Origin of the sequence: Exiguobacterium sp. s57, from assembly GCF_018617685.1 — a bacterium.
In the GTDB taxonomy this organism is placed as follows: domain Bacteria; phylum Bacillota; class Bacilli; order Exiguobacteriales; family Exiguobacteriaceae; genus Exiguobacterium; species Exiguobacterium marinum.
The window spans coordinates 85,880-111,647 of record NZ_JACSKR010000005.1 but is presented as its reverse complement, the minus strand read 5'-3'; the positions used below and the strand labels follow the sequence as shown (position 1 = coordinate 111,647).

The following is a 25,768-nucleotide window of genomic DNA, read 5'->3' as shown; positions in this document are numbered from 1 at the left end:
CAGAAAAACAAGACCCGTATTAACGAGTCCTGTTCCCTGTTTCTAATTATTTTTATATTACAACAAGCTGATACCAGCATCTTTGCACGACTGAATCACTTCTTTTGGCCAGACCGATGTTTGGACTTCACCGATATGACGTGCACGTAAGAGATACATCGCTACACGGGATTGACCGATGCCTCCACCAATCGTGAGCGGAAGTGTTCCTTCGAGCACACCTTGATGGAATGGATAAGCACGTTTTTCTTCGGCCCCGGCTTTTTGAAGTTGTGCTTCAAGAGTCACCTCGTCTACACGAATCCCCATCGACGATAATTCAAATGCCGACTCAAGTTCAGGGTGCCAAACGAGAATGTCACCGTTGAGCGACCAGTCATCATAGTCCGCCGCACGTCCATCATGTTTCATACCTGAAGCGAGTTTGTCTCCAATTTGCGAGATGAAGACCGCGCCGTACTCTTTACAAATTGCACTCTCACGCTCTTTCGGAGTCATCTTCGGATACGCATCCTCTAGCTCTTGGCTCGTGATGAAATGAATGGCATCTGGAAGAATCGCTTCAATACCATACGTTCTTTCCACTTCCGACTCTGTTTCACGGAGTGCCACATAAATCGACTCGACCGTTGCTTTTAAATACTCCATCGTCCGCTCTTCTCGAGCGATGACTCGCTCCCAGTCCCACTGATCGACAAAGAGAGAATGCGTCGCATCGAGCTCTTCATCACGACGAATTGCTCGCATTTGAGTATACAATCCTTCTCCGACACCAAATCCATAACGTCCGAGTGCCTCTCGTTTCCATTTCGCAAGCGATTGAACGATTTCAAGTTCATGGCCTGGATACATCGTATCAAACTGAATGATGCGCTCCACACCGTTCAGATGATCGTTGACACCACTTGCTGATTCGACGAATAACGGCGCCTGTACTTGTGTGAGTCCGAGTTCACGCGAGACTTTCTCCTCGAAGAGTGCCTTGACTGCTCCGATTGTCTGCTGTCTTTCCTTCATCGTGCTTGTTGCTGTTGTCATTTTCCGTTTCCTCCAATTGTGGAATATTTGGGAGTGAAGCCATGAAAAAAAGCCCTCCAATCCCATCGAACATGGGACGGAAGACTTCGGTTCCGCGGTGCCACCCAAATTAGTAGACGAATCTACTCACTTTTTCGAGACAAACATCTCGTAGCTCCGATAACGGGGAGCGGTCCGGCTACGTCTACTGGCAAAGCGTTCGGGTAGCGACTCCAGGAAGTTTTTCGACGAAGGGTTAAGACCGGGCTCTCACCTCCCCCGGATCGCTTGACTCACTACCTTCATGTACTCGTCCTTTCGACGTCGTTCACAATTGAATTGAATTCATTATTATAAATATTCTGAATAATGTCAACGGTTTTTCAAAAAAAAAATAATCCTCCGTGTAGCGAACGGAGGATTCCCTTAGGAGGGTTATTTAATCGAACCACTCGTGATTCCTTTGATGATATGCTTTTGCATACCGAAGAAGAAGACCAAAAGGGGAACGATTCCTAACACTAAACCAGCTAACGCAAGATCCCACTGTTTTGTATATTGTCCAAAGAAATAGAACGTCGCGAGCGGGATGGTCCGTAATTCCACATCACGAAGAACGAGAGACGGCAATAGGAAGTCGTTCCAAATCCAGAGACTGTTCAAGATGACGATTGTCACCGTGATTGGCTTTAGTAGCGGAAAAACTATTCGCCAAAATACACCCCATGTCGAACATCCGTCAATGATGGCCGCTTCTTCAATTTCTTCAGGAATGGACTTCATGAACCCATGGTAGAGAAACACGGAGATTCCAGAACCGAACCCAAGATACATGACCATCAGTCCCCAATGACTGTTCAACAACCCAAGGACGCTCGAGACCTTTACAAGCGGAATCATGATAGATTGAAACGGAATGACCATAGCTGCCACGAATAAGAAAAAAATCATCGTGGAGACCCAATGTTTCGTACGAACGAGTTTCCATGCTGCCATCGACGTAAAGATGACGATGATTGCATTTGCACCAAACGTGATGAGAAGTGAGTTTAGAAACACGCGTCCATAATTCATCGCTTCCCATGCTTCCGTATAGTTCGACGTCAACCATTCGTTCGGTAAGGCGGAAGTATTCGTAAAGATTTCGGCCATCGATTTGAACGAGTTGGCGACAACGTAATAGAATGGCACCAAATAAAGAAGTCCGAGCAGAATAGCGACGAGTTCAATGACTCCGAGATTCCAAGAATACGCTCCCGGGCGGAGAGGCCGCTTCGGGACGGGCTTTGGTGTTTCATCCAATTTTTTCTCGATTCGTTCCAATTTTTCCGTCGTCATGCTTCCACCTCCCGTTTTTTCGTCACGTACACTTGCGTCACCGTAATCGCAGCCACGACCAAGAAGAAGATGACCGCTTTAGCTGAGCCAAGACCATAATTGTTATTGACGAAGGATTCTGTGTAAATGTTTAAAGCCAACATCTCGGTCGATTTGAACGGTCCTCCATTTGTCAGCGACAAGTTCGTATCAAACACTTTGAACGACCATGAAATCGTTAAGAATAAACAAATCGTGATGGATGGCATAATCATCGGCAAGGTAATGTGACGAAGCATCTTGAAACGGTTCGCTCCATCAATTCGAGCAGCCTCCATCAAATCGGTCGGTACATTCTGCAATGCTGCGATATAGATGACCATGACGTAGCCGCCACCTTGCCAGATTGCGACGATCACGATTCCCCAAAATGCCGTTTGCGCATCTCCGAGCCACGGTAGTTCAAATAGACTCCATCCCGTCAACGCCCCAATCGAGGCAAATCCTTTCACGTAAATGAACTGCCAAATGAATCCGAGAATCAATCCACCAATCAAGTTCGGCATGAAGAAAATTGTACGTAAGAAATTTCGTGTTTTAATATTCATCGTCAACAATAGTGCTAAAGAAAATCCGACGATATTCGTCAATAAGACAGATACAATCGTATATTTTGTTGTTATCCAAAAAGAAGCTCGGAATTGCTCATCTTCCAAAAATAATCGTTGATAGTTATCGAATCCGATAAAATTCAACTCGCCTGTCACACCGTTCCAATCCGTGAAACTATAGTAGATTCCATTGAAGAACGGGATCAGTACAATGGCGACAAAAGCCAAAAAAGCGGGTCCGACAAATGCTATAAAACTCGCAGGCTTCTTCCAATTTCGTCTTCGTTTCGTCCGTTTTGCAGTCTCAGTCATGTGTATCGCCTCCACTATCAATGTATCGTGAAGAGCTCTTTATGAAAACGGATACATTTGACAGAAAGGGTGGAAAATATTGAACGGAATGAATGAAATTCAAGGAATGATGAGTTATGATAAAATCAATGACAATACGAACGGATTGTACTCCAAACTATCTGTTCTGTTTTTTATGACGTTAATCACGAATATTATTCAATATATTAAAACACATCGTTCGATAAACGGAGGTATTTTCACATGACAACAACGAAACCATTATCCGACTTAACCATCGCCCAACAAGCTAAAACATTGCCGATCAAAGAAGTTGCAGCAAAAATCGGACTACAAGAAGACGACCTTGATCTTTATGGAAAATATAAAGCCAAACTTTCTTATGATGTCCTCGAACGTGTGAAGACACGAAAAGACGGAAAACTTGTACTCGTTACTGCAATCAATCCAACGCCAGCCGGAGAAGGAAAATCAACGGTCACGGTCGGTCTCGGTCAAGCCTTGAATCAGTTGGACAAACAAGCAATCGTTTGTCTTCGCGAACCTTCACTCGGACCAACAATGGGCTTAAAGGGCGGCGCAGCCGGTGGTGGCTTCAGTCAAGTTCTCCCGATGGAGGACATCAACCTCCATTTCACAGGAGACATGCATGCGATTACGTCGGCACACAACACAATTAGTGCCATGATCGACAATCATCTTCATCAGGGAAATGATCTCGGGATCGACGTTCGCCGAATCGTATGGAAACGCGTTCTCGACTTGAACGACCGTGCGCTACGTCATGTCACCGTCGGACTTGGGGGTACCGCTCATGGAGTACCGCGTGAGGACGGATTTGATATTACTGTCGCTTCTGAAATTATGGCCATCCTTTGTCTCGCCGATTCTTTGAATGACCTTGAAGAACGAATCAAGCGAATCGTCGTCGCTTATGACCATCAACAAGAACCAATCACCGCCGAACAAATTGGTGCGGCAGGCGCGGCAACATTACTTTTAAAAGAGGCATTTAAACCAAACCTTGTCCAAACACTTGAACAAACCCCGGCTCTCGTCCACGGTGGACCGTTTGCGAACATTGCGCACGGATGTAACTCATTAATCGCAACAAAGACAGCTTTGAAGCTTGGTGAATATGTCGTGACGGAAGCCGGTTTCGGTGCAGACCTCGGAGCTGAAAAATTCTGTCACATCAAATCTCGAGTTGGAGAATTAAATCCCGATGCGGTCGTTCTCGTTGCGACCGTACGTGCTCTAAAAATGCATGGAGGTGTATCTAAGGATCAGCTTCATATCGAAAATGTCGGTGCAGTCGGTCAAGGAATGAAGCTACTCGCCAAACATATCGACACGATGAAAAAACTCGGACTCCCGACTGTTGTCGCTTTAAATCGTTTCAATTCAGATACAGAAGATGAGCTCGCTGCCGTTCTTGACTGGTGTACTGCACATGATATCCGCGCTTCACTGAGTGAGGTATGGGCGAATGGTGGACTTGGTGGTCACCAGTTGGCCGAAGCCGTCATCGATGCGGTGGAATCAAAAGAAAGCAAGCTATCTCCACTTTATGAATTAACTGACTCGATTGAACACAAAATCAAGACGATTGCCCGGGAAGTATATGGTGCCGCGGATGTCACGTTCACACCAAAAGCACAAAAACAGATTCAAGCCATCGAAACAAATGGGTGGGCCGACCTCCCAATATGTATGGCGAAGACACCGTTCTCCCTCTCTGACGACCCTTCGAAATTCGGTTATCAACAAGGATTCACGATCACCGTTCGCGAATTGAAACCATCAGTGGGAGCAGGATTCCTCGTCGCCTTGACAGGAAACGTGCTGACGATGCCAGGCTTGCCAAAACATCCGGCAGCTCTCAATATGGGAATTGATGAATCCGGAAAAGCAATCGGACTTTTCTAATAGGGGGATGACAGATGATCGTATCGGAGTTGACGTATCCTGACGGGTATCAAACGGAAGTGATGCACGTGCGGGCAGATCAATCAATTGGGAAAATATTCATGTTTCACGGGATGCTCGAACATCATGAAAGATATATTGAGTTCGCGCATTTTATGGCAAATAATGGATACGATGTGTTTGTATGTGACTTGCGAGGTGCGGGCACTAGCGCCCATGACCAAAACACTTACGGCCATCTTGCGCCAGAGACTGGATTTCAGCAACTCGTCGATGATGCCCAGTATCTCATTAACCAGCATGAGGATGAGCGTCCGACGTATCTGTTAGGTCATAGCTTCGGCTCACTTCTCGCACGACGACTCGGACAAGTCATGGGACACGCTTTATCTGGTGTGATTGTCGTCGCCCCGCCTCCACACCCTGGAGTCGCAGGGGAAATCGGTCATCGCTTGATTGCTACTGCGATGAATCGAAAAGGCGCGACACACCAATCTAAATTTTTTGAACGTCTCTTGTTCGGACGCTACAACCTAAAATTTTTACCAGCTCGAACAGATAGTGATTGGCTCTCGAGCGTGCCCGATGAGGTTGACTCCTATATTGAAGATCCAAATTGCGGTGGACTACCATCCCTTGGCTTCTTACATGAGGTGACCCGCGCCTCATTAGATGTCACGACATCCGCACGTATTCATGAACATCCGAAGTCACTTCCAGTTTTATTCGTTGCTGGAGTGGACGATCCCGTCACTCATGACGGCGAGGGGTTGAACGGAATCATTCAAAAATATCGTAAAGCGGATATCGAACTCACTGTCGTCACATACGACAGTGCCCGACATGAAATCCTTCGCGAAGCTCACCGTGAACAAGTTTGGTTGGATATCCTTGCTTGGATGAAGCAAATCAAAACCCATTAATTTACTCAACCTCCTTTTATAAGGGGGTTTTTCATTTACCTGATTTCGGAAAAGATATTTTAACCATTTACCTTTTTTAAAATTTTACTTCTTCTTTCCAATTTTTAAGTACGTTATACTTAGACCGCAATCATTTTTATCATGTTTTTTCATCCGAAAGGGGTAACATATTGAAATCGACACTCTCACGATTAGGAGTAGCCGCCATCGTCTCAGGAACGATTCTGAGCACCGTTGCGCCTCTCCAATCATACGCAGCAACATCTGAAGGAACAGTCAACACACCCATTTTAAATGTACGGTCTGATTCATCGACATCGTCTTCAATCGTCGGCAAGTTAACGGAAGGAACGTCGGTAGATGTGTATGCCTTAAATGATGAATGGGCACAAATCAGCTTCGAGGGACAGAAACGTTACGTTTCTTCTACGTATTTGACGATGGGTTCATCCATTACAAAAGCATCTACAACGTCCACTTCATTATATATGGCTGAAATGAACGTCAATCTTCGGTCGTCGATGTCAACATCTGCTTCAATCGAAACGGTCATCCCGAAAGGATCACTCGTGACGCATCTTTCTACTCACGGTGCGACAGGGTCTTGGTATAAGGTACAATTCGGTACATATACTGGATATGTGGCCGCACGATACTTTAGCGAAACGAATCCTTCGTTTTACGCTTCTAAGACAGCCGTTCTATATGACAAGACCGGTACTGGCGCGTCAAAAATCGCAACGATTCCAGAAGGCGCGCACGTCACTTACCTCGATTCATTGGGTGCGACGGGATCTTGGTACAAAATCGAATACGGTTCACTCGTCGGTTATGCACCGGCACGTAATTTCACAGCGACTCCCCTTGCTCCAGAAGCGGTCACGACATATTACGCAGTGAAAAATGTTGCGCTCTACAACGGTTCAGGAACGGGTGCATCAAAAATCGCAACGATTCCACTCGGAGCAGAAGTGAAGCGTGTGTACGTGAACGGATTGAGTTCATCTTGGTATAAAGTTCAATACGGGGACACTGTCGGTTATGCAGCTGCACGTAACTTCTCGACATCAAAACCTGAATCAGTCGTCAAAACAACATATTATGCGGTTCGAGACCTAGTACTGTATGAGTCTTCCGCTTCCGGAGCGGCTCGTCTTCGCACGATCAAAGAAGGAACGAAAGTGGTACAGGTTTCTGACGCCAACCTATCCGACTCCTGGTTCAAAATTGAATATGATGGAGTCACAGGCTTCGCTGCCGCTCGCCATTTTTCAACGAAGGCACCTGAAGAAGTGACGATCACACCATACTTTGCGATTCGAAATGTGGCGATGTATAGTTCTTCTGCAGCCGGAGCGACAAAGATTGCGACGATTCCATTCGGTGCAAAAGTGGAACAAGTCTCGCAAAGTGGTCTATCTAGTTCATGGTTCAAGATTCGCTATGATGGCAAAACAGGATATGCAGGCTCTAGTCACTTCTCATTGAAAAATCCAGAGGTTATTGTGAAAACAGATTACTATACAACTCGCGATGTCGTCTTATATAACCGTTCTGATGCTGAAAAGGTTAAAATTGCGGTCATTCCGTTCGGTACGAAAGTTCAACAAGTATCTGAACCTGGCCTCACGGAACGATTCTTTAAAATTGAATACGGCCCAATCACAGGTTATGCGACGGCGGATTACTTCTCGAAAACAGCACCGTCAGACGAACAATACGAAGAAGAACGTCAAGTTCGCATCTATGTAGATGGGAACGAACCGCTCAACGTTCGGTCTACGCCTGAAGTAACGACAGCAAATAAAGTCGGAACGTTAAGTACAGGAACGATTGTCAACATCAAACCGATTGTCGGCTCAGACTGGGCTCTTCTCACGAACGGAACGTATAGTGGTAACTATATTCATACCGATTACGTCGTACCTGTCACAACGACTCCACCTGCGACAGGAATCACAAAAAAAGTTTCATATACAAGTTATCCAATGACGGTTCGCCAGATGGCAGAACGTCAAATGGCTCAATTCGCTCAAACCGACGCACATCGATATGATGAAGCATATTTACCTCGCGCTTGGGTTAGCGTTAATGGTTCGACTGGAACGATTGTTAAGCCTGAGATGACAGTCATCTCAGGCTTAGGAACAGCTCTGAAGATGACTGCTTCCTCAAGTTCTTCTTCACTCGTTACAATTCCATACGGGGCGTCGATACAATATGTTGACCGCTACACTTCCGGTTCAACAGTTTGGTACAAAGTGAAATACGGCACAATGACTGGATATGTGACACCGAGTTCAGTCGTTGGGACAGCAAACATTTTAAGTCGACCGATTTTGACATCTCACGCCTATGGACAAATCAACACAGGTGAGACTGTAACCATAACTGGTCAGACGGGGACATACTATACAATTTCGTATAAACGCCCGGCTGGACACAACATTCGAGTATTCGACAACACATGGCGTCGCGCGTCAGTAGATGACCTTATCTCGTATGTCGATCCAAGTCAGATTGATTCGAACTCTCGTTCATTCTATCAATTCTTAGATTTATCAAAGAGCGCTGGGACAACAGCGACCACGCTCAACAAAGTTCTCACATCTAAAGGGACACTTAGTGGACAAGGTCAAGCATTCGTAGATGCGGCTAGCATGTACGGCGTAAACGAAGTCTATCTTCTCTCGCATGCCCTCCTTGAAACGGGACACGGTACGTCGCTTCTCGCAAAAGGGGTTCCTGTCGATAAAGATGGGAATGCATTGATCAACTCGAGTGGGAATCGGATTTATCCGGAACGTCCTGTTGCCGCAACCGTCTATAATATGTACGGAATACAAGCGACCGATAGCAACCCTCTTGGGAACGGCGCCAAATACGCCTTCCAACAAAAATGGTTCTCACCGAAAGAAGCAATCATTGGGGGAGCTTACTGGATTGGGGCTAGCTATATCAATCACCCGACATATAAACAAAATACGCTGTATAAGATGCGATTCAATCCGTCTTCACCCGGAACGCATCAATATGCAACCGATATCGGATGGGCTGCGAAACAGACGACTAGTATCTATAACATCTATCAATCTCTTGATGCTTACACGCTCAACTTCGATGTACCAAAATATCAGTAAAAAAATGAGACACGCGCCCCTAACTGGCGTCGTGTCTCATTTCATGTCCATTCGATTGAATCGATGATGGACTCAATCTCCATCTTTTCATCGGTCACCTGATCGGCTACGTATGTTAAAAATAAGAGCCGTGTTCCGTCGGTCAAGGACCATACATCTAAATGCATGCCGTCTTCAATCCCACTCGCATAGGCCGTCGTCATGTCACTCGTCTCATCGGTCACACTCGGTGCGACTTTCACGTCGATTGGAAACTCTCCTAAGAACGTGTTCAACTCGCCCAAAGCAGATTGTTGCGGTTCTTGTGAATCTTCTGATTCATAAATCGAGATTTGAAGCGTCCCTTGCGCATCCTCTTCTGTCGAATAGAAACTCACGTAGTCTTCTTCTTCGCTGTATTCATAATGTTCCGGATACGTCAGGCGGAACCACCCATCAATTTCATAGTCTTTCATGCTGTTTTCTCCTTTACTTGCTTAAATGCCAGCCCTGTAACCATCTTGGCTTGAAGCGCATACTTCAAACGTTCTGTCACGTAAAGACGTTGACTGTTTACGTCTTGGGCAATCATATGTCCAAATAAATTCATTCGGACCGTTTGATTCGATAGGAAATAGAGTCGTTCCGCACTTAATGGACGATATTCGTTCGAATGCTCAAGGTATTCGATTTCAAAGCGGCGAAGGACATTGAGTGCGCAATAACGGTCGGTTTTTCCCGTACTCGTATGAAGTTCGACCCGAACGAGTTGAACATCATACGGACATACATTCATAAAAACGGGACCTACCCGTTCATGTATCAAGAGGACACCCATATCGGTTTCAATTAAGTCAGGGAGGGCCCCTTCATCTTGCGAGATACTCAGCACGACATAAGGGCGGTTTGTCGGTGCGAGCAATTCTCCTTTGTAAAATCGAAATCGTTGAATCCCTGTTAGCACCCGGGCACGCCAAGCACTCCCCCGAGCCTCGGCTTCCATCCGATATAACCTCTCTCCACTCACGCTTACTCCCCCTTCACTCGTTTGAGCGCATCGACGAATGTTTCCCATTCTAGATTGTCACAAACAACCTTATTTTCCAATCCCCATTCTTCATCGATTGTCAAACGTACTTCATTCGATTCCTCGTGACGGGTGATTTTTAAATCTCCTATTTGAATCGTGTCAGGACATATAAGAAACGTTGTGGTCGGCAACCCGATCCACTTGATCCGACTCGTACGTAGTACAATGTACCATTCGTGATCGTGATGAATCGTAAACGTCCAATTCCGGAGAGACACCGTGGTATCCGTTTGTTTTGACTGCTTCAACATTCGAAATCCTTCACCCATCAGTTGTAAATATGATTTCCGTTCACTCATATTTGATTTCTCTCCTTTTTTCTATTATCTTCGTTGTCGATAGGGTTCTGCAACCTAAAAAGTTTTTTAAAAAAGGGTTTGCAAATAGAATCGTATATGCTATTATATCAAAGTAACGTTAAAACGTTTCGCGGGTGTAGTTTAATGGTAAAACCTCAGCCTTCCAAGCTGATGACGAGAGTTCGATTCTCTTCACCCGCTCCATATTTTTTCACTCATGCGGGTGTAGTTTAATGGTAAAACCTCAGCCTTCCAAGCTGATGACGAGAGTTCGATTCTCTTCACCCGCTCCAATATCGACATATACGCGAGAACATCTCGCACACATACACTGCACGGTTGAGACCTTGCAAAAGCAGAAAGTCACACGACTTTCTGCTTTTTTGTTGTTCTCTCAAGCAATTTGGGGAAAGAGTAAATGAGTCTAGTCGAATGAGGAGGAACTCCATTGATTCAAGCGAAACTGCAATCATTTACTGTATATGAAAGTGCGTTGATGCGAACGACATCGACTCTCATTGATACACCCGATGCTATTATTTTGATTGATCCGACGTGGCTCCCTGAAGAAATCGCCACGATTCGCCGAGATATCGAGCTGCGTCGCAACGACCGTCCACTTTACGTCATCTTCACGCATCATCATTTTGACCATATCATTGGAGCCTATGGCTTTACCGATGCTACAACCATTGCCTCACAAGCGTTTGTAGAGACAGATTCATCTGAGCAGCTAAATGAGATTCGTAAGTTTTATGAGCAACATTACATCAATCGTCCTATCCAAAAACCCGACATCGATCTCGTAATCAAGCCCGATCAAACGCTTTTGCTCGGTTCAGTACCGGTCACATTCATCTCCACACCTGGCCATGACGCGACACACATGTCGATTTTAATCGAATCGATGAATCTACTCGTTTGCGGGGATTACGGATCAAATATCGAGCCCCCATTTATCGAACACGACCCGACTGCCTATCTCGATACGTTACAAACGTTGCAATCAATCATTTATGAACATGAAATCCAATGGTTCGTACCGGGGCATGGTGATTTATGTGATAATCGAAGTCAAATGATTAAGCGGTTGAGCGCTGCGGAAGAATACATTCTAGCTCTTCCTGAACAACGTCATTGGTCTCCATCTTGGCCAGATCACGCATTTTTCGATCGGGTTCATGAACGAAATCAGAAGATGGTGGAACAAAAAGAGACCGATCGTCGGTCTCGTCGACAAGACTATTAAAAAAATCGCAACGTCTCCCCAAGACGTTGCGATCCCCCTATGTAGACCTATTTCTTTGTGATGCGTTCTGAGCGGACCGTGAACATACGGTCAACCCCATAGATTGTTACTCCCGTCAGAGCGAGCAATCCAATCATAGCAGAAGAAAACATGACCATCCCCCCATTGTTCACAGTTTCGTCATAATCACCCCGTGGTTTTATTATAGAAGACCGCCTCCAAAAAAGAAAGCGTTTTCTTCAAACTTTTTTCACATTTCTTGTTAATAACATCCACGGGTCTCGAACATAACGCCCACCCTTTCTATGGACGGACACGTGTAAAGAGGTGTAGCTTTTATGTAATTTGGGAATACATGATGTAAGGATAAAAAGAGACAGAAGCTGCTCGTCGAGGAGGAAGAGGTATGATTAAGTACGGTACATTGGTACGGATCGAGGGAAAATATGCCGTATTGAGATGGAATAATGGCTCAAGTTTCATCCCTAGACGATTCCTACCATCCGAAGCACGTGTTGGTGATACAATCATTCGAGACAATCATCACTATTATCTTGAAGAAGATATGACCCCTAACTTTGATGCGTTGATTAAGCAACACTACAAAAGCTGAACGATCTGCCCAATCAAACCGGGCAGATCGTTCAGCTTTTGAATGACGTGTCATTCTGATAATTGACTAACCTGTCCTTGAAGCCACGCTTCGTCAACTGGACCCGTCTGTTTCGCCACGATGATTCCTTTTGCATCTAGAACGTACGTTGTCGGTAATGCGACAACACGATATCGTTGCTCGACAGCTGCCTCTTCATCTAACAGAATCGGAAAATCGACGGGATACTCATCTAAGAATGCTTCCACGTCTTCTTTTCCACGTCGTTCATTCTTCGTGACATTTACTCCAACAACCGGAATATTCGTCGCTTTTTCAAAAGACACGAGTTCAGGGAACTCATCCCGGCATGGTGGACACCACGAAGCCCAAAAGTTAATCACGACCGGCTTTCCTTGATATTGAGTAAGGGAAAGACGTTCCCCTTCTAGCGTGCTCAAAGTGAAGTCTGGAGCTTGCTGTCCGACTTCTAACCCTCCCAAAACCGATTCATCTTGTACAATCGGAACCGCTTTATCTCCCTCTAACGTCGACATATATTCTTCATAACCTTTATAAGCAAGCCCAACAATCAATAGAAGGATTAGCGTTCCGATTACGATTTTTTGTAAGCGCATCATTTACCCCTTGTTTGTTTTCCTTAAGATTTCTACACTTAACTTATCATAAACTGTAAAGGAGCGTGTGTATTGTGCAACTTCAAAATGAAAAAATACAGATTAGCTTAAAAGCGCAAGGGGCGGAGATGACTAGTTGGAAAGTAGAAGGACAAGAATTTCTTTGGCAAGGGGACCCCACGTATTGGGGGAGACAGGCACCGATTCTTTTTCCGATTGTCGGTCGGTTGCTCGATGATCAATATTTGTATGAAGGAAACACGTATACGATGAGCCAACACGGCTTTGCCCGTGATGCTATTTTTGATATCGATTCATCGTCTGCCACGTCCGTCTGTTTCACACTGAGCGATACACCTGAATCGCGCCAACACTATCCTTTCCCGTTTACGCTAAACGTTTCATATCAACTTGTTGGCGAAGAAGTCATCGTGTCGTATCGTGTCTATAACTCCGGTGAAACCGTGTTACCATTCAGTATCGGAGGCCACCCCGCATTCAATGTTCCATTCATGGGGGGGACGTTTGAGGACTATACGATTGACTTTGGTGAAGTTCGCACACGCGATCGCTATCTCTTAGACGGTCCTTATTTGACAGGTGCGTATCAACCACTCGGTGAACGACAGTATATCCCGCTCACTAGATCGCTATTCGATGACGATGCGCTGATCTTTGAGAACGTTGACTACGCAGCACTCCGGCATCAACCGACAGACACCGCCATCGTGATGGAAAGTCCGTCCTTCACGCATTTCGGTATTTGGTCTCCACCGCACAAAGAAGCTCCGTTCGTCTGTTTGGAACCTTGGTTTGGACATGCGGATTATAAAAGGCATCGAAGAGACTTCCTGAACAAAGAAGGGATTCAACTCCTTTCACCAAATGAGACATTCGAAGCGAGTTACACTTTATATGTAGAGAAATAAAAAATCAATCCGACGAGACGTCGGATTGATTTTTTATTAAAAGCGATCTTCTTGTTCTACTTCATACTCTGATGGCGGCTTCTTCATAATAATTGCCAGGACGATGTAAATAAGAAGTCCTGGTCCTCCGAGAAGAGCCATCGCCACGAAAAGAACGCGCATGATCGTGACATCCACACCTAAATAGTTTCCTAGTCCTGAACATACTCCGGCAATCATTTGATTACTTGGGTCTTTGTATAACTTCCGTTCCATGTTATCTTCTCCTCAACTCATTATGAGCGTTGTGGTCGACGCAACGTCGTTCTTCCTCCATTCGCCACTTCTCCACGTCCTTCAAAATCAAGTGCTTCGTTGATTGGTGTACTGCCAGACTTAATTTCAATCCGGCGACCGTACAAACCACGGTTATCGAGGGATGCTGCGATGATAGTCGCGACATCAGTTTCAGAAATCGTCGCACCATCCGCGTCATTCAGATCTTCAGATGCTTCGATGGAACCTTTACTCGGTTCATCGACAATGGTCACTGGGCAAATAATCGTATAGTTCAAACCGCTATGTTCGATATACTCGTCGGCGGCATTATTAGCTGACAGAAAGTTAAAGAGTTCTTTCGGTGCAGCATTCGGTTGATCGGCGCCATAAGCACTGAGCAAGACGACATGACGTACTCGTTCTTTTTTTGCGGCATCAATTGCGTTCATTGCGACGTTTCGGTCAAGCAGTTCAATTTCAGTGCTCGAACCATCTGCACCAGCAGTTGCCGCAATAATAACGGCATCTTGTCCGCTCGTTGCCTCATGCACTTTTTTCTCGAGTTCTTTCTCAACGTCAACCGTCAATACATGCGCACCCATTTTTTCATACTCTGCTTGTAGTTCAGGATAACGAATTAAAGCGGTCACTTGATGGGTTTTCGCCAGGCTTTTCAATACACGTTTCCCGATCTTTCCTGTTGCTCCAATGACTAAAACTTTCATTCAAATTTCCCTCCTCAAAAGAGTAGTTCATTTGTTTAAAATTCCTCTTTCAAGTCAGAATCAAACCCTTTTCTTAAAATTATCTGACAGTACCCCAAATAGATAAATCAAGAGCATCTCGAATCGTCTGGACACTCTCTTCTAACGGTTCATAGTAATAGACGTTGTTGATATAGGCATCCTGACCTTCGACTTGCATTTTATTTACCTCCGGATTCGAAATCATCGTCAATCCGACAGAAGCCATTTGCAAGACGTTCATCTCAAGCCCCATCTCTTCTTTCATAAAGCGGTATGTCGCCGGAATTTTCGTCCATCCTGAAGGACTTGCCAGTTTTTCTGCGACAGCCGTCATGACCTCCGTTTGACGATTCGAACGAGCCCCATCTGTATCAGATTTACGGTGTCTCGCATACGCCAATGCCATGTCTCCATCCATCGCATAGGAAACGCCTTCCGTATATTCATACGTTTGGTTGAACCCTTTCTCACTAAACGAATGCGTTGCCGTGACGTTCACCCCACCGATCAAATCAATCAATTCCATAAACGATTCGAACGTGATGACGACTTGTCCATCGACCGAGGCATCAGTCAGTCCTTCCACGGCACCAACCGTACACTCTGCACCACCGAATGCGAACGCATGCGTAATTTTGTCACCTTCCCGTTCAGGTTCACATGGGATGGCCGTATACGTATCCCGTGGAATCGATACATTCTGAACAGTACCAGAGCGTGGTACGAATTCCATCAACTGCAAGGAGTCCGTACGAGATCCCGAGAGTGACTCACCAACCCGTGCGTCGCTTCCCATGATGAGGAATGTGAAGGGAGATGTCGCCATATATCCAACGACTAGTAGAATCACAAGTAGGAAAAGGGCAACTTTCCCCTTCCATTTACGCTTCCGTTTCGTTGGCTGTTTAGAAGAATGAGACATTTCTCGTTTTGTGGGAGTAGATGATTCTGATTGTCTCGTCGCATGCTGTGATTTCGAACGAGATGATTTCCGTTTCGAAAATAATGAGATACGGGGCGATCGTTTCCGACGTGGCTTCACCGTTCCATTTTTCGGTTTTGAAGAATCTTTCATATGTTCATTTAAAAATGGATGTTCGGATTGACGTGTCGCCTGTTCACGCCGTTGTTCATGTATAGATAGTTCGTCCGGTTGACCACGGTCCACATGAGACGATTCGATTTCTTGTTGTTCTAATTCGCGTTTTCTACGTTCGACACGCGATAAATGTTGTTCATCTTTCATCATTATAATCCTCAACTTTATCAATTTTTCTCTATTATCCCGAACCTGCCTTCATCTGACAACGTTTCTTATGAAAATCCGTCTTAAGCATGAGACCAAATGATTGTTTCAGATGAAAACCGGGAAAGGAATAATAATTGGTGTTTGCCCAAATCAAGAAACGGTGTAATAAGAAATGACCGAAAGGAGGAGAGCTGATGCGTGTCGGAAAATTACGCATGTTATTGGAGCAATACGGTGAGACGACGTTACGCGATTTACTCGTCGAAATGTATCGTCATACTCCTAAAGATGTGATTGATGATCAAGATTTTGATTTCATGGTTAGCCAGTTCACACGCTATAAAGAAAAAAAGCATTCGGAAGAACGGCATTCGCTCTCGCAAACGATTACGCTGGCTGAGCGCTTTGTTGACTCCGCATATGAATATTTATATATTCGCCCGAATCAGGTGATGTCAGAGCGTGACCAAAAAAATTGGTACATCCACGCCAAAAAAATCATTCGTGATTTATCCCACTACGCAGAAGAGTATACAGAAGCGCGTATGATGTATGAAGAAATGTTTTACCTTCTGTCTACGTCGGCCGGAGAAGAACCGCTCTTTTCAACGAGCGACCCATTCCGCCTTTTAAAAATTTCACAAGTCACCATGCTTCAAAAACTCATTCATTACTATCAACTAGATGCTCCGATTGATACCGTCTGGATTGACCGCGCCTTATACACCGCTCTTCATGTCCCAAAAGATGTCGATTCCACAAGAATTGATTTACTTTCAACGTTGTCCATCGAGCATAGTCACGCCAACTCAAGAAAAATCCTCCACTCCCGTCTCCTAAAACTTTGTGACCGTACTTTAGAGAAGTCTCAGATAGAAGATACCGAACTGGAAAACTACCAGGCACTCAAAATGTTAGAGCTTCGCCTTCTTGTCTCTGAAGGGAAATTAAAAGAAGCGGAACAAAAACTGTTTTCAGAATATATTCCGTTCTTTTCTCATCGCTCCGAACCATTTCAAGTATATGTCGACTTTCTAGAAAGTCACGGACATACAGACGAGACAAAACGGTTAAAGCGGTTAGCAAAAGAAAAGCGAATTCGTTTATAGAAAAAGGGAGTCAATCGATGAGATCGATTGACTCCAATACATGATATGAACGAGGGGTGTTCATTTGAAAGGAGGACAGAAAGTTGGTGCAGAACTTCCTTCCTACACGTACAAGTATAAGCGAATGATTGTAAACGTTACCAAACTACTTATTGCATTTTTGTGAACGTTTTCACGTTATTCAATCGTATTCATTATCCCAAGTCCGATGACTGATAATAATACGATGAGTACGAACAAATAAATCATTTCATTTGGTGATTGAAATCCCTCATGAATTTCTACGTCTTCTTCGATAATGATATTTTCATGAATGACCACTGGTTCTGTTTCAGCTAGCGCTGGAGATGGTGTGCCTGTCATCAAAAGTACAAAAGCCAGTATCATGTAATAAACGTATTTCATTTTATACTCCTAATATATGGTTTCATTGTGATTAAGTATAGCATGTTTCATCGGTTCGTTACGGATGACTTTTGATGAAACTCACACATCAGCGCTCAGGTGAATCATATTTTACTGTATTAAACGTATATCTTCTATTTTACTCAAACCTTTTTCTAGAAGGTTTGATTTTTTCTTAAGTTAGATGTCATCACAATGCCACACACGATAATATAAGGAAGCGCTTACAATTTAAGTGTACGTACCATCCAATATAGAAAGAAGGATTCTTTGTGAAACGAGCGCTACGTTTTGTGGAATGTAGACAATTACCGTTGCATGAACGCACTTCCATTCAGTCATTATATCCATTTAGCCAGGCACCTTTACTTCTCTCCCCGCCTTCTCACCACCACGTCTATGTCGCATTAAACGAACATACCCCACTAGCCTCCGTCGTCGCAAACGACGAACATCTTGAAGAGTTTCAAATCATTCAACTTTCAAAATCGGCATACGATGATCGTCATGTTTTCCGCGGATTACTCGATCGAATTTTATATGAGAGAAGTCGGGAAACAAAGCACATGATAACTTACTATTTATACGAAAACGACTATCACAATCAAGATAAACTTCGAATATATGAGGCATCCGGATTTCAAAAGTATCATCAAACGACTACGTATCATTTGCCATTACTCCCATGCGAGAAAGGATCACATACATATTGGACGCTAGATTTGATTGATTATTCCAGAAGAAACGAATGGATCGAATTTCGAAATACATCTTATTATGTCCTTCCGGAAGCGGTCCCTATGACAGACCAACAGTTTACGAATGAAATGCGCCAGCATACATTGTTCTATATGTTACGTTGGTGTCACCGCCCAATTGGGATTATGAAAGTAAGATTACGAATGTACCATGTGTTCGTACAAGAAATCCACTTAGAATGTGACGAACCGTTTGTACGGGAAGCCATTTCGTTTCTGCAACAAAAGTTTTTCTATAAGCTTCGATATATCGAAGAGGCTCACATTTCCACGACCAATTTGCAAACCGACTTGACCTTTGCGCTCCAAAAACACGGTGCTCAAGCATCTTCTGTCAGCGGATTAACTTACACGCAACAGGTGCCGCCGACCCCGCTCTATTCATAAAATGCTAAAAGACGTCGAGCAAATCAACTCTTTCTCACAGGAAAAAGTTGTTCGTTCAACGTCTTTCATTCTGCAGCGGTTGTCGACTCCATCGCTAAAGGTGGCATCTCTTCAAACAGTTCTGTCCGAAGTCCCGTGTCTCTCAAATCGAGCGATTCAATCCGATCGAATTTGATTTTGCGGTCGACAACATTGAACCAGTACGTGATGTTTGGCTCATCTTTGAAACGAATCGCATAATTCGATCCATTCAAATGAAAGTCGACTTCGGTAGACAGCAACTCCGTCGGACCAATCTGTTTATGGGTAGTTAACCGTTCAAGGACAACCTGTTCTTCATTGATGCGATAGTCGACAAATGTCGCAAGTGAGAGTCCAAACACAAATGATACCAAGGCGAAAGTGCCCACCAAACCCGTAGTGATTTTTCCGTTCATTTCGCTGTCCCTCCCTCTCCTATTATATCGGATATGCTTGAAACGTTGTGAAGTGACATTTTGTTCAACTTTAGGCAAACTGAAGAGTGAGGAGGAATGTTTATGCAAATCGACCATACAGGAATCGCCGTTCGAGATTTAGACGAGGCGATCACCTTTTATACGACCGTGTTAGGTGGAGAACTCATGGATCGCTATACAAATACGGCTACCGGGGTCGAAACCGAGTTAGCCGTTATCCATATCGGGGAAGATGTTATCGAATTACTACGTCCGACAAGTAATACGAGTCCGATTGCCCGGTTTATGAAAGCTCGAGGGAAAGGGGTCCATCATATCGCTTACCGCGTGGACGATTTAGATCAAGCCATTGCCAAACACATGCAAAACGGAATCACGTTTTTAGAGGATACGCTTCGTACGACCGCTAAAGGTCGACGATTAATCTATATGGATCCGCGTCATTCAGGTGGCGTGATCACCGAACTTTGTGATTATCCTACAGAAAAGCAGTAAGAGTGTCCCTCTTACCGCTTCATCATGGTTTCTTCTATCAGTTGACGGTTCTTTTCTTTTAATCGTTCGTTATGAGAGGACACCATTGCCGTTGCGGTCGCATTCGGGTCAATGTATGTTTTGGCCCGGTTTACCGCATTCGCAGCATCTTGAAACGCTCCCGCGATAAGATGTACTTTCCCTTCATGTGTGAGGATGTCACCGGCGGCGTATAATCCCGATACGGATGACTCGCTACCTGAATTGCCTTTCACATAAAATCCATCCTTCATTTCTACCTGTAATTCACTGTGACGAAGCAACTCCGTATCTTGCTCGTACCCGTGATTAATCACTACTTCATCCACATCGACCACACGCAACTTACCTGTTTCTACATGTGTCAAACATACTTGCTGAATCGATCTCCCATCGTGAGAAATCAAATCCGTCACTTTAGATTGTGGGCAACAATCAACCCGACTCTGTTTAATCTTCTCGACTTGTGCCTCATGTCCACCGAGTTCTTCTTTTCGATACGTCAGTACGACCTGTTCTGCAATCGGCTCAAGGGCATTGGCCCAATCAACAGCACTATTGCCGCCACCGGAAATTAAGACGCGCTTCCCTTTGAAGCGTTCAAGCGATTTGACCGTATAATGAAGATTTGACAATTCAAATCGTTCCGCTCCGCTCACTTCGATTTTATGAGGCTTGAGAATCCCACTTCCGGTCGCAACGATGACGGTTTTCGACACATGATGCCCATTCGTCGTATCGATTCTAAACAATCCGTCTTGGTGTTTCGAAATCGACTCTACTTTCTCGCCAAGATGAACCGTTGGAGAAAATGTGAGGCCTTGCTCGACTAGCTGATCAATCAGATTCGCACCTGTTGTCGGAAGGAGTCCACCTACATCCCAGACCATCTTTTCCGGATACACGTGCACTTTTCCGCCTAAAAAAGGTTGAAATTCGATGATTTTCGTCTTCATGCCTCGTAAACCGCTGTAAAAAGCGGCATATAATCCGGCAGGTCCCCCACCGATAATCGTCACGTCGAATACTTCCTCGTTCATCGTCGCACCCTTCCTCTCTCTATACATAAAAATGATAATCATTCTCATTAGATGATAACTCGTTTTCCTCACTTTGACAAATCATTTTCGTGAGTCGGTGACGCTCATTTGGTTTTTCTTATGCGAAGGTCGGGTAATGAAAGATGAATCAGAGGGAAGGGTGTGTACTATGGAATGGATGGATATCATATTGATCATCGTGTCCTGTTTTTGGATTGTGGAAGTATGGCGATTTCGTAATCGGAAAGAGGCAACAGATGGATCGGTCGAGCGGAAAAGCTTTTATTTCGTAGCAGCAACGATGATTGCTGTCTTTTCGTTATCCGTCATATCCTCTGTTGTTTTTGAAACGCCTCCATCAATCACTCAACAAATGATTGGACTTACACTTTACATAGCCGGTGTGTCCTTACGATATTGGGGAATTTTACACCTCCGTCACCAATTTACTCGACACGTCGTCGTTCGACCTGAAGACGAGCTCGTCAGCTCGGGACCGTATCGCTATTTGCGTCATCCGTTGTATACAGGCTTGTTACTGATCACGTTCGGATTTTCTCTATATTTTCTCCATTGGGTCATCGCATTAATCGGTGCGGGTATAACATCACTTGCGTTACTATACCGGATTCACATCGAAGAAGGAATGCTGATTCGTCACTTTGGGCAAGCCTATCGAACTTGGTCGAAGTCACGCAAACGTTTATTCCCCTTTATCTATTAAAAAAGGAGTCCGGAAAATGAACCGGACTCCTTGACTATTTAAGCAGAATATCTACTGAGTAATCGGACGACAATAACACCTGCGATAAACGCGACGATACTGAGTACCCATATAAGACCGGAAGCCGGAACTCCTGGAAACACGACGGCGAGCGAACCAATCACTAATCCGATAATGACTGAAAACGTCATTCCAGGGAAATTCGCTAGCAAGTAGCGGATGACTTTACTACTCACAATAAAGCCGACTGCCACTCCTGCACCAACAATCCCGATAATCAACAGGTTAAAGTTTGAAATGGCGCTGATAACCGTTGGATACACCCCAATCAGCAACAAGACGAATGACCCACTAATACCAGGAAGTAGCATAGCCATACTGCCTAACCATCCAGATAAGAATAATAGAAGCACTGTCCCGAACGTCATGTCGGTAATGATTGATGAATCAACCGGATTAAGAAATGCCATACTAGCCACGAGTAACATTGCCAACGTCATTGCGATGACATGAATCGGGCGAATCGATGCGCGCGATTTAAATTCCATGAATAACAATGGAATAATCCCTAAAATCAGTCCGATAAAGAAAAACTGTGTCGGTGCATAATACTCAAGTAATAAGTATTCGATGATTCGACTTAGGACGATAATGGCTGTCCCCATTCCAATTGCCAACGGAATTAAGAATCCGATATATTTCTTCCAATATCGGCTAAACACGCCGCTGATTGCTTCGATGAGTTGATCGTAGATACCTAAAATGACTGCGATGGTGCCGCCACTGACACCTGGAATCAAATCACTTGTTCCCATGGCCATCCCTCGCCAAATATTTTTCCACTCCATAACGTATCTCCTTTGCGTATATCTTTCCTCAAGCACTTAGTATAGTCGAGAAGAACGGTTTACGCATCCGCTTTTAGACTGAGAAAGGAGGCGAGTTGATTTCTTTTTTCATATAGTCAAATTTCGCCCCGGAAATATTGATTTCTTTTTCTTTTTGGAATCCGAGACGTGTATATAAGCGATGCGCTGCAACATTTTCTTGGTCCACATTCAATGTGACCGCTGGAACACGATGCTCTTCCGCGACTGTACAAATATGTTCGATTAACTTCGTCCCAATTCCTTGTCCTCCAAACGCCTCTGCGACAGCGAGTGAGTCGATGTACTGAACGTGCCCTTCCGTTTCAACGTCCAACTCTTCCTCACTTCCACGTTCCGTCAACCATTCTCGAATCGGACGATCTAGCTCCTCTGCTTCGTCTCCACGGTACGAAATGATTATCCCGGCCACTTCACCTTCCACATCGGCCACCCAAATATTTTTGTGACTCAAGCGATTTTTCGGATGCTCCACCCAACCCGCAAGACCTTCCAAGACTTCACTTGTATTTTTTGACGCTGTTAACGTGTACGCAATCTCATGAATTGCTTGATACATGAGTGGCGCAATCTGTTTACTGTCTTGTTTCGTTGCTTGTCGAATATTCATGATTGATCCCTCCACCCTCTAGTCTAGCATAGCCGCACACATCGATTGTTAGTCCACACTCGTTTTGTGGCATCATATAGAGTGAAAGGAGCGAATCAAAATGAAAGCAATCATTACTGGAATGAACGGTACTGTAGCACCAGTCGTCGCCGATACGTTACAGCGCCATGGAATTGAAGGAGTTGCGTGGGACCGTGAACGTGTGTCAACGACGAATGAAGAGGAGATGCGACGATTTATCGATAGTATCCGTCCTGATTATTTTTTACATATCGGTATGGGTGCAGTGGAATGGGCCGAGACACTCGCTCGATTATGTGCAGAGAAAAATATTCCGTTTCTGTTCACGAGTACCGTTTCCATTTTTTCAGACGATGTAACCGGACCAATTACACCGGACACCTCACCAGATGCGGAAGATGACTATGGGCGGTATAAGCGTGATTGTGAACGTGCGATTGTTCGCGTCAATCCAGGTGCACAAATCGTCCGTCTTGGATGGCAAATCGGAGAAGAGGCCGGATCGAATAATATGATGGACTACTTTACAAACGAGATGAAACAACGAGGTGTCATTCAAGCGAGTGAGCATTGGTATCCGTCTTGCTCATTTTTACCGGATACAGCAGACGCTTTATTCGAAATTTTGACAAAACGTGGTCCTGGAATCTATCAATTAAACGGCAACGCAAACTATTCCTTGTACGACATTGCGGTAGGGTTAAAAGAACTTCACGATGCGGATTGGCAAATCGAAAGTACAGATGAACCGAAACGAGACAATCGGATGATTGATTCATCTGTATCCATTCGTCCGATTTCAAAACGCTTGAATCTGCAAACCAAATGAATCCTATACGACAAAACCCGTCTGCTCGATGATCAAGAGTAGACGGGTTCTTAATTAGATTCGTTTCACATCGGCCAATCGCAGTTTACTTTTCGGAAGACTCGGCATATCCACAAAGCTATAACTCAAGTCTTGAGGAGGAACCGTGTAGGAAAACTCCTCTGTAAACAGTTCGATGACTTGTTCTAGTACTGCAATCGTTACATGTTCTCCAGCACAACGATGTCCAAAGTCCACATCTCCCCCACCTTGTGGGATAAAGTTGAACGGACTCTCTTTCCAGTCCTTAAAGCGATAGGGATCAAACCGATCAGGCTCTGTCCAAATGGATGAGTCATGGTTCGTTCCATACAAGTCTAATAGCGTGAGCGTGCCTTCGGAAAACGTATATCCGTTCCATTCAAAATCCGATTTGACACGAGCTGCCGCTACAGGGAAGAATGGATAGAACCGTCTCACTTCTTGGACGAACTCGGTTTTTGTAAGCATACCTTGCCTCACTTGTTCCGTCTCGTTCGGGAACTGATGTAATGCCAGGACAGTAAAGAGAATATAGACAGAGATTGCGACAGTCGGGCGTAGAATATTTAACACTTCAACAGCCACGACTTCTTCAGGCAACAATTCGCCTGACTCGTCTCGATGCCACGAAAACTCATAAAGTGCCGTCTGTTCGTTCGGCAGTAATCGGTTCGTCCGTACTTCTTTTACCATTTGACGAATCCAAGATTCAGCCGAAGTCCTCGCTTTTCGCCCTTGCAAATACGTTGGCCCAAGGGACGTGCCGGATTCGAATAATAATCTCATCTCGTCTGTTCGTCTTACTACTTCTTCTGGCGCAAGCGGAACCCCAGCCCACTCACATACTGCCTTCATCAACACCTGTTGAGACACATCATATAAGACGACTTCCTCTTCGCTTTGTTCGATTTGTTTCCACTCGCGATGCGTCAATCGGAGCAATCGATCAATATTCTCTTTTGTCATCAATGACATGAACATGTGTTTTCGATGCGTATGCGCCGCTCCATCTAATGTTTGGACACCATCTTCCCCAAATAACGTTTTAAGGAGACGTTTCGGCGCCGCGTCTTGACGCATAAATTTGTCGGCATCATAAAACACCTCTGCAGCCTCCTCACCCCCAACACAAATCACACGTTCCCCGAGTAAACGAGTCTCAAAGATGTCTGATTGAAAACTTTTGCGTCGATTGGCGACGAACAAATACCCCTCTCGTAAAAAATCGACACTGTGGTCGATTCCTTCTTGTTTCGGTATGACTTTCCCCATCCAACTCACCCTTTCTCTTTTTTCGAACTATAAAGGATGTTCCCGTGTTGTTAGCGAACAAACCTAATATCGAAAGGAGCGAGTGACATGTTACCATTCTTACTGACATTACGCCGGGTTGTTCGCGGAATTTGGCGCGGTCTTCGCGATCCTGAGTTCCAAGTCTTATTCAGCCTTGCCTTTCTCACCGTCTTATCTGGGACACTCTTTTATGCACAATTTGAAGCGATGCGTTGGTTGGATGCACTTTACTTCAGTGTCATCACCCTGACAACCATCGGATACGGTGATTTCGCACCTCAGACCGACATCGGAAAAATATTCACAATCGGATATGTATTAACCGGGGTCGGTATTATGGTCGGATTCATCACAAGAGTATTCGATCACCTACAAAAAGCGAGAATCGATGAAATAGAAGCAAAACAAAAGACGCCACCCTCTGATCCGTGAGGA

The 25,768-nt window shown here is 44.8% G+C and carries 28 protein-coding genes, 2 tRNA genes and 1 other annotated feature; of the genes, 14 read left to right on the top strand and 16 right to left on the bottom strand.

Features of this window, described 5'->3' with window-relative positions; translation table 11 throughout:
* Window positions 1–57: 57 nt before the first annotated feature.
* From asnA to KNO98_RS12280, 3 genes are all read right to left on the bottom strand, one after another.
* Window positions 58–1,038: an aspartate--ammonia ligase gene (gene asnA, locus KNO98_RS12290; protein WP_214701095.1), complete on the bottom strand. Its 981-nt coding sequence runs from the start codon at window positions 1,036–1,038 to the stop codon at window positions 58–60.
* Window positions 1,039–1,107: 69 nt separating this feature from the next.
* Window positions 1,108–1,348: a binding site (T-box leader), on the bottom strand.
* A gap of 104 nt (window positions 1,349–1,452) precedes the next feature.
* A complete protein-coding gene (locus tag KNO98_RS12285; protein ID WP_251129548.1) occupies window positions 1,453–2,355 on the bottom strand; it encodes a carbohydrate ABC transporter permease in 903 nt (300 codons plus the stop codon).
* Entirely contained in the window at window positions 2,352–3,257 is a 906-nt protein-coding gene (locus KNO98_RS12280) for a carbohydrate ABC transporter permease (protein ID WP_026826795.1), read from the bottom strand. Before KNO98_RS12280 ends, KNO98_RS12285 begins: the two co-directional genes overlap by 4 nt.
* A gap of 243 nt (window positions 3,258–3,500) precedes the next feature.
* On the opposite strand from KNO98_RS12280, the gene KNO98_RS12275 reads away from it, so the two are divergent.
* The 3 genes from KNO98_RS12275 (at window position 3,501) to KNO98_RS12265 (ending at window position 9,249) form a co-directional block, all read left to right on the top strand.
* Window positions 3,501–5,186, top strand: coding sequence for a formate--tetrahydrofolate ligase (locus KNO98_RS12275; RefSeq protein WP_026826796.1), 1,686 nt, complete (start codon window positions 3,501–3,503; stop codon window positions 5,184–5,186).
* A 14-nt stretch (window positions 5,187–5,200) separates the two neighbouring features.
* Entirely contained in the window at window positions 5,201–6,109 is a 909-nt protein-coding gene (locus KNO98_RS12270) for an alpha/beta fold hydrolase (RefSeq protein ID WP_214701094.1), read from the top strand.
* Between the two features lie 170 nt (window positions 6,110–6,279).
* Entirely contained in the window at window positions 6,280–9,249 is a 2,970-nt protein-coding gene (locus KNO98_RS12265) for an SH3 domain-containing protein (protein ID WP_214701093.1), read from the top strand.
* Window positions 9,250–9,290: 41 nt separating this feature from the next.
* Here KNO98_RS12265 and KNO98_RS12260 read toward each other — a convergent pair whose 3' ends face one another.
* The 3 genes from KNO98_RS12260 to KNO98_RS12250 are packed head-to-tail and all read right to left on the bottom strand — an operon-like array spanning window position 9,291 to window position 10,617.
* Entirely contained in the window at window positions 9,291–9,704 is a 414-nt protein-coding gene (locus KNO98_RS12260) for a DUF3805 domain-containing protein (RefSeq protein ID WP_214701091.1), read from the bottom strand.
* On the bottom strand, window positions 9,701–10,255 hold the full coding sequence (locus KNO98_RS12255) for a hypothetical protein (RefSeq protein WP_353047763.1): 555 nt from the start codon (window positions 10,253–10,255) through the stop codon (window positions 9,701–9,703). The genes KNO98_RS12260 and KNO98_RS12255 overlap by 4 nt, the downstream gene beginning before the upstream one ends.
* Before the next feature lie 2 nt (window positions 10,256–10,257).
* A complete protein-coding gene (locus tag KNO98_RS12250; RefSeq protein ID WP_214701089.1) occupies window positions 10,258–10,617 on the bottom strand; it encodes a hypothetical protein in 360 nt (119 codons plus the stop codon).
* Between the two features lie 130 nt (window positions 10,618–10,747).
* Between KNO98_RS12250 and KNO98_RS12245 the strand changes: the two genes are divergently transcribed.
* The 4 genes from KNO98_RS12245 (at window position 10,748) to KNO98_RS12230 (ending at window position 12,479) form a co-directional block, all read left to right on the top strand.
* A tRNA-Gly gene (locus KNO98_RS12245) sits at window positions 10,748–10,821 on the top strand.
* Between the two features lie 15 nt (window positions 10,822–10,836).
* Window positions 10,837–10,910, top strand: a tRNA-Gly gene (locus KNO98_RS12240).
* 155 nt (window positions 10,911–11,065) lie between these two features.
* Entirely contained in the window at window positions 11,066–11,866 is an 801-nt protein-coding gene (locus tag KNO98_RS12235; RefSeq protein WP_214701088.1) for an MBL fold metallo-hydrolase, read from the top strand.
* 406 nt (window positions 11,867–12,272) lie between these two features.
* The gene (locus tag KNO98_RS12230; protein WP_015880796.1) at window positions 12,273–12,479 is read left to right on the top strand and encodes a DUF3006 domain-containing protein; all 207 of its coding nucleotides are present in this window, start codon (window positions 12,273–12,275) and stop codon (window positions 12,477–12,479) included.
* A 50-nt stretch (window positions 12,480–12,529) separates the two neighbouring features.
* On the opposite strand, the gene KNO98_RS12225 is transcribed toward KNO98_RS12230, so the two are convergent.
* On the bottom strand, window positions 12,530–13,096 hold the full coding sequence (locus tag KNO98_RS12225; RefSeq protein WP_251125180.1) for a TlpA family protein disulfide reductase: 567 nt from the start codon (window positions 13,094–13,096) through the stop codon (window positions 12,530–12,532).
* Between the two features lie 74 nt (window positions 13,097–13,170).
* Between KNO98_RS12225 and KNO98_RS12220 the strand changes: the two genes are divergently transcribed.
* On the top strand, window positions 13,171–14,025 hold the full coding sequence (locus KNO98_RS12220) for an aldose 1-epimerase family protein (protein ID WP_214701086.1): 855 nt from the start codon (window positions 13,171–13,173) through the stop codon (window positions 14,023–14,025).
* Window positions 14,026–14,061: 36 nt separating this feature from the next.
* Here the strand turns inward: KNO98_RS12220 and KNO98_RS12215 are convergent, their stop codons facing one another.
* The 3 genes from KNO98_RS12215 to KNO98_RS12205 form a co-directional block, all read right to left on the bottom strand.
* Window positions 14,062–14,280, bottom strand: coding sequence for a PspC domain-containing protein (locus KNO98_RS12215; RefSeq protein WP_214701085.1), 219 nt, complete (start codon window positions 14,278–14,280; stop codon window positions 14,062–14,064).
* A gap of 20 nt (window positions 14,281–14,300) precedes the next feature.
* The gene (locus KNO98_RS12210) at window positions 14,301–15,008 is read right to left on the bottom strand and encodes an SDR family oxidoreductase (RefSeq protein ID WP_026826806.1); all 708 of its coding nucleotides are present in this window, start codon (window positions 15,006–15,008) and stop codon (window positions 14,301–14,303) included.
* A gap of 79 nt (window positions 15,009–15,087) precedes the next feature.
* A complete protein-coding gene (locus tag KNO98_RS12205; protein ID WP_251125179.1) occupies window positions 15,088–16,275 on the bottom strand; it encodes an LCP family protein in 1,188 nt (395 codons plus the stop codon).
* 197 nt (window positions 16,276–16,472) lie between these two features.
* Here KNO98_RS12205 and KNO98_RS12200 point away from each other — a divergent pair, with 197 nt between their 5' ends.
* Entirely contained in the window at window positions 16,473–17,387 is a 915-nt protein-coding gene (locus KNO98_RS12200; protein ID WP_214701082.1) for a hypothetical protein, read from the top strand.
* 177 nt (window positions 17,388–17,564) lie between these two features.
* Here KNO98_RS12200 and KNO98_RS12195 read toward each other — a convergent pair whose 3' ends face one another.
* The gene (locus tag KNO98_RS12195; RefSeq protein ID WP_026826809.1) at window positions 17,565–17,792 is read right to left on the bottom strand and encodes a hypothetical protein; all 228 of its coding nucleotides are present in this window, start codon (window positions 17,790–17,792) and stop codon (window positions 17,565–17,567) included.
* A gap of 272 nt (window positions 17,793–18,064) precedes the next feature.
* Here KNO98_RS12195 and KNO98_RS12190 point away from each other — a divergent pair, with 272 nt between their 5' ends.
* Window positions 18,065–18,937 (top strand): hypothetical protein, encoded by an 873-nt coding sequence (locus KNO98_RS12190; protein ID WP_214701080.1) that lies wholly within the window; start codon window positions 18,065–18,067, stop codon window positions 18,935–18,937.
* Window positions 18,938–19,002: 65 nt separating this feature from the next.
* Here the strand turns inward: KNO98_RS12190 and KNO98_RS12185 are convergent, their stop codons facing one another.
* Window positions 19,003–19,374: a hypothetical protein gene (locus tag KNO98_RS12185; protein ID WP_026826811.1), complete on the bottom strand. Its 372-nt coding sequence runs from the start codon at window positions 19,372–19,374 to the stop codon at window positions 19,003–19,005.
* Between the two features lie 102 nt (window positions 19,375–19,476).
* Here KNO98_RS12185 and KNO98_RS12180 point away from each other — a divergent pair, with 102 nt between their 5' ends.
* Complete coding sequence (locus tag KNO98_RS12180) at window positions 19,477–19,890, top strand: VOC family protein (protein WP_371742806.1); 414 nt, start codon at window positions 19,477–19,479, stop codon at window positions 19,888–19,890.
* An 11-nt stretch (window positions 19,891–19,901) separates the two neighbouring features.
* On the opposite strand, the gene KNO98_RS12175 is transcribed toward KNO98_RS12180, so the two are convergent.
* Window positions 19,902–20,948 carry an NAD(P)/FAD-dependent oxidoreductase gene (locus KNO98_RS12175; RefSeq protein ID WP_214701077.1) on the bottom strand — a complete coding sequence of 349 codons (1,047 nt, stop codon included), beginning with the start codon at window positions 20,946–20,948 and terminating at the stop codon, window positions 19,902–19,904.
* A 169-nt stretch (window positions 20,949–21,117) separates the two neighbouring features.
* Between KNO98_RS12175 and KNO98_RS12170 the strand changes: the two genes are divergently transcribed.
* Window positions 21,118–21,672 (top strand): methyltransferase family protein, encoded by a 555-nt coding sequence (locus KNO98_RS12170; protein ID WP_214701075.1) that lies wholly within the window; start codon window positions 21,118–21,120, stop codon window positions 21,670–21,672.
* Window positions 21,673–21,710: 38 nt separating this feature from the next.
* On the opposite strand, the gene KNO98_RS12165 is transcribed toward KNO98_RS12170, so the two are convergent.
* Together KNO98_RS12165 and KNO98_RS12160 are read right to left on the bottom strand one after the other, a co-directional pair.
* On the bottom strand, window positions 21,711–22,520 hold the full coding sequence (locus KNO98_RS12165) for a DUF368 domain-containing protein (RefSeq protein ID WP_214701074.1): 810 nt from the start codon (window positions 22,518–22,520) through the stop codon (window positions 21,711–21,713).
* 73 nt (window positions 22,521–22,593) lie between these two features.
* Complete coding sequence (locus KNO98_RS12160) at window positions 22,594–23,169, bottom strand: GNAT family N-acetyltransferase (protein ID WP_214701073.1); 576 nt, start codon at window positions 23,167–23,169, stop codon at window positions 22,594–22,596.
* Between the two features lie 100 nt (window positions 23,170–23,269).
* Between KNO98_RS12160 and KNO98_RS12155 the strand changes: the two genes are divergently transcribed.
* Window positions 23,270–24,019, top strand: coding sequence for a sugar nucleotide-binding protein (locus tag KNO98_RS12155; protein ID WP_026826817.1), 750 nt, complete (start codon window positions 23,270–23,272; stop codon window positions 24,017–24,019).
* Between the two features lie 54 nt (window positions 24,020–24,073).
* Here the strand turns inward: KNO98_RS12155 and KNO98_RS12150 are convergent, their stop codons facing one another.
* Window positions 24,074–25,312: a cytochrome P450 gene (locus tag KNO98_RS12150; protein WP_214701072.1), complete on the bottom strand. Its 1,239-nt coding sequence runs from the start codon at window positions 25,310–25,312 to the stop codon at window positions 24,074–24,076.
* An 87-nt stretch (window positions 25,313–25,399) separates the two neighbouring features.
* Here KNO98_RS12150 and KNO98_RS12145 point away from each other — a divergent pair, with 87 nt between their 5' ends.
* Window positions 25,400–25,765, top strand: coding sequence for a potassium channel family protein (locus tag KNO98_RS12145; protein ID WP_214701071.1), 366 nt, complete (start codon window positions 25,400–25,402; stop codon window positions 25,763–25,765).
* The last annotated feature ends 3 nt before the right edge of the window (window positions 25,766–25,768 follow it).

Bases quoted from the DNA above. Each gene is read 5' to 3' on its own strand.
- KNO98_RS12250 (WP_214701089.1), bottom strand. From the start codon at position 10,617: ATGAGTGAACGGAAATCATATTTACAACTGATGGGTGAAGGATTTCGA.
- KNO98_RS12175 (WP_214701077.1), bottom strand. From the start codon at position 20,948: ATGAACGAGGAAGTATTCGACGTGACGATTATCGGTGGGGGACCTGCC.
- KNO98_RS12210 (WP_026826806.1), bottom strand. From the start codon at position 15,008: ATGAAAGTTTTAGTCATTGGAGCAACAGGAAAGATCGGGAAACGTGTA.
- KNO98_RS12195 (WP_026826809.1), bottom strand. From the start codon at position 17,792: ATGAAATACGTTTATTACATGATACTGGCTTTTGTACTTTTGATGACA.
- KNO98_RS12165 (WP_214701074.1), bottom strand. From the start codon at position 22,520: ATGGAGTGGAAAAATATTTGGCGAGGGATGGCCATGGGAACAAGTGAT.
- KNO98_RS12280 (WP_026826795.1), bottom strand. From the start codon at position 3,257: ATGACTGAGACTGCAAAACGGACGAAACGAAGACGAAATTGGAAGAAG.
- KNO98_RS12155 (WP_026826817.1), top strand. From the start codon at position 23,270: ATGAAAGCAATCATTACTGGAATGAACGGTACTGTAGCACCAGTCGTC.
- KNO98_RS12225 (WP_251125180.1), bottom strand. From the start codon at position 13,096: ATGCGCTTACAAAAAATCGTAATCGGAACGCTAATCCTTCTATTGATT.
- KNO98_RS12160 (WP_214701073.1), bottom strand. From the start codon at position 23,169: ATGAATATTCGACAAGCAACGAAACAAGACAGTAAACAGATTGCGCCA.
- KNO98_RS12270 (WP_214701094.1), top strand. From the start codon at position 5,201: ATGATCGTATCGGAGTTGACGTATCCTGACGGGTATCAAACGGAAGTG.
- KNO98_RS12170 (WP_214701075.1), top strand. From the start codon at position 21,118: ATGGAATGGATGGATATCATATTGATCATCGTGTCCTGTTTTTGGATT.
- asnA (WP_214701095.1), bottom strand. From the start codon at position 1,038: ATGACAACAGCAACAAGCACGATGAAGGAAAGACAGCAGACAATCGGA.
- KNO98_RS12205 (WP_251125179.1), bottom strand. From the start codon at position 16,275: ATGAAAGATGAACAACATTTATCGCGTGTCGAACGTAGAAAACGCGAA.
- KNO98_RS12200 (WP_214701082.1), top strand. From the start codon at position 16,473: ATGCGTGTCGGAAAATTACGCATGTTATTGGAGCAATACGGTGAGACG.
- KNO98_RS12285 (WP_251129548.1), bottom strand. From the start codon at position 2,355: ATGACGACGGAAAAATTGGAACGAATCGAGAAAAAATTGGATGAAACA.
- KNO98_RS12260 (WP_214701091.1), bottom strand. From the start codon at position 9,704: ATGAAAGACTATGAAATTGATGGGTGGTTCCGCCTGACGTATCCGGAA.
- KNO98_RS12145 (WP_214701071.1), top strand. From the start codon at position 25,400: ATGTTACCATTCTTACTGACATTACGCCGGGTTGTTCGCGGAATTTGG.
- KNO98_RS12215 (WP_214701085.1), bottom strand. From the start codon at position 14,280: ATGGAACGGAAGTTATACAAAGACCCAAGTAATCAAATGATTGCCGGA.
- KNO98_RS12230 (WP_015880796.1), top strand. From the start codon at position 12,273: ATGATTAAGTACGGTACATTGGTACGGATCGAGGGAAAATATGCCGTA.
- KNO98_RS12275 (WP_026826796.1), top strand. From the start codon at position 3,501: ATGACAACAACGAAACCATTATCCGACTTAACCATCGCCCAACAAGCT.
- KNO98_RS12185 (WP_026826811.1), bottom strand. From the start codon at position 19,374: ATGAACGGAAAAATCACTACGGGTTTGGTGGGCACTTTCGCCTTGGTA.
- KNO98_RS12150 (WP_214701072.1), bottom strand. From the start codon at position 25,312: ATGGGGAAAGTCATACCGAAACAAGAAGGAATCGACCACAGTGTCGAT.
- KNO98_RS12180 (WP_371742806.1), top strand. From the start codon at position 19,477: ATGCAAATCGACCATACAGGAATCGCCGTTCGAGATTTAGACGAGGCG.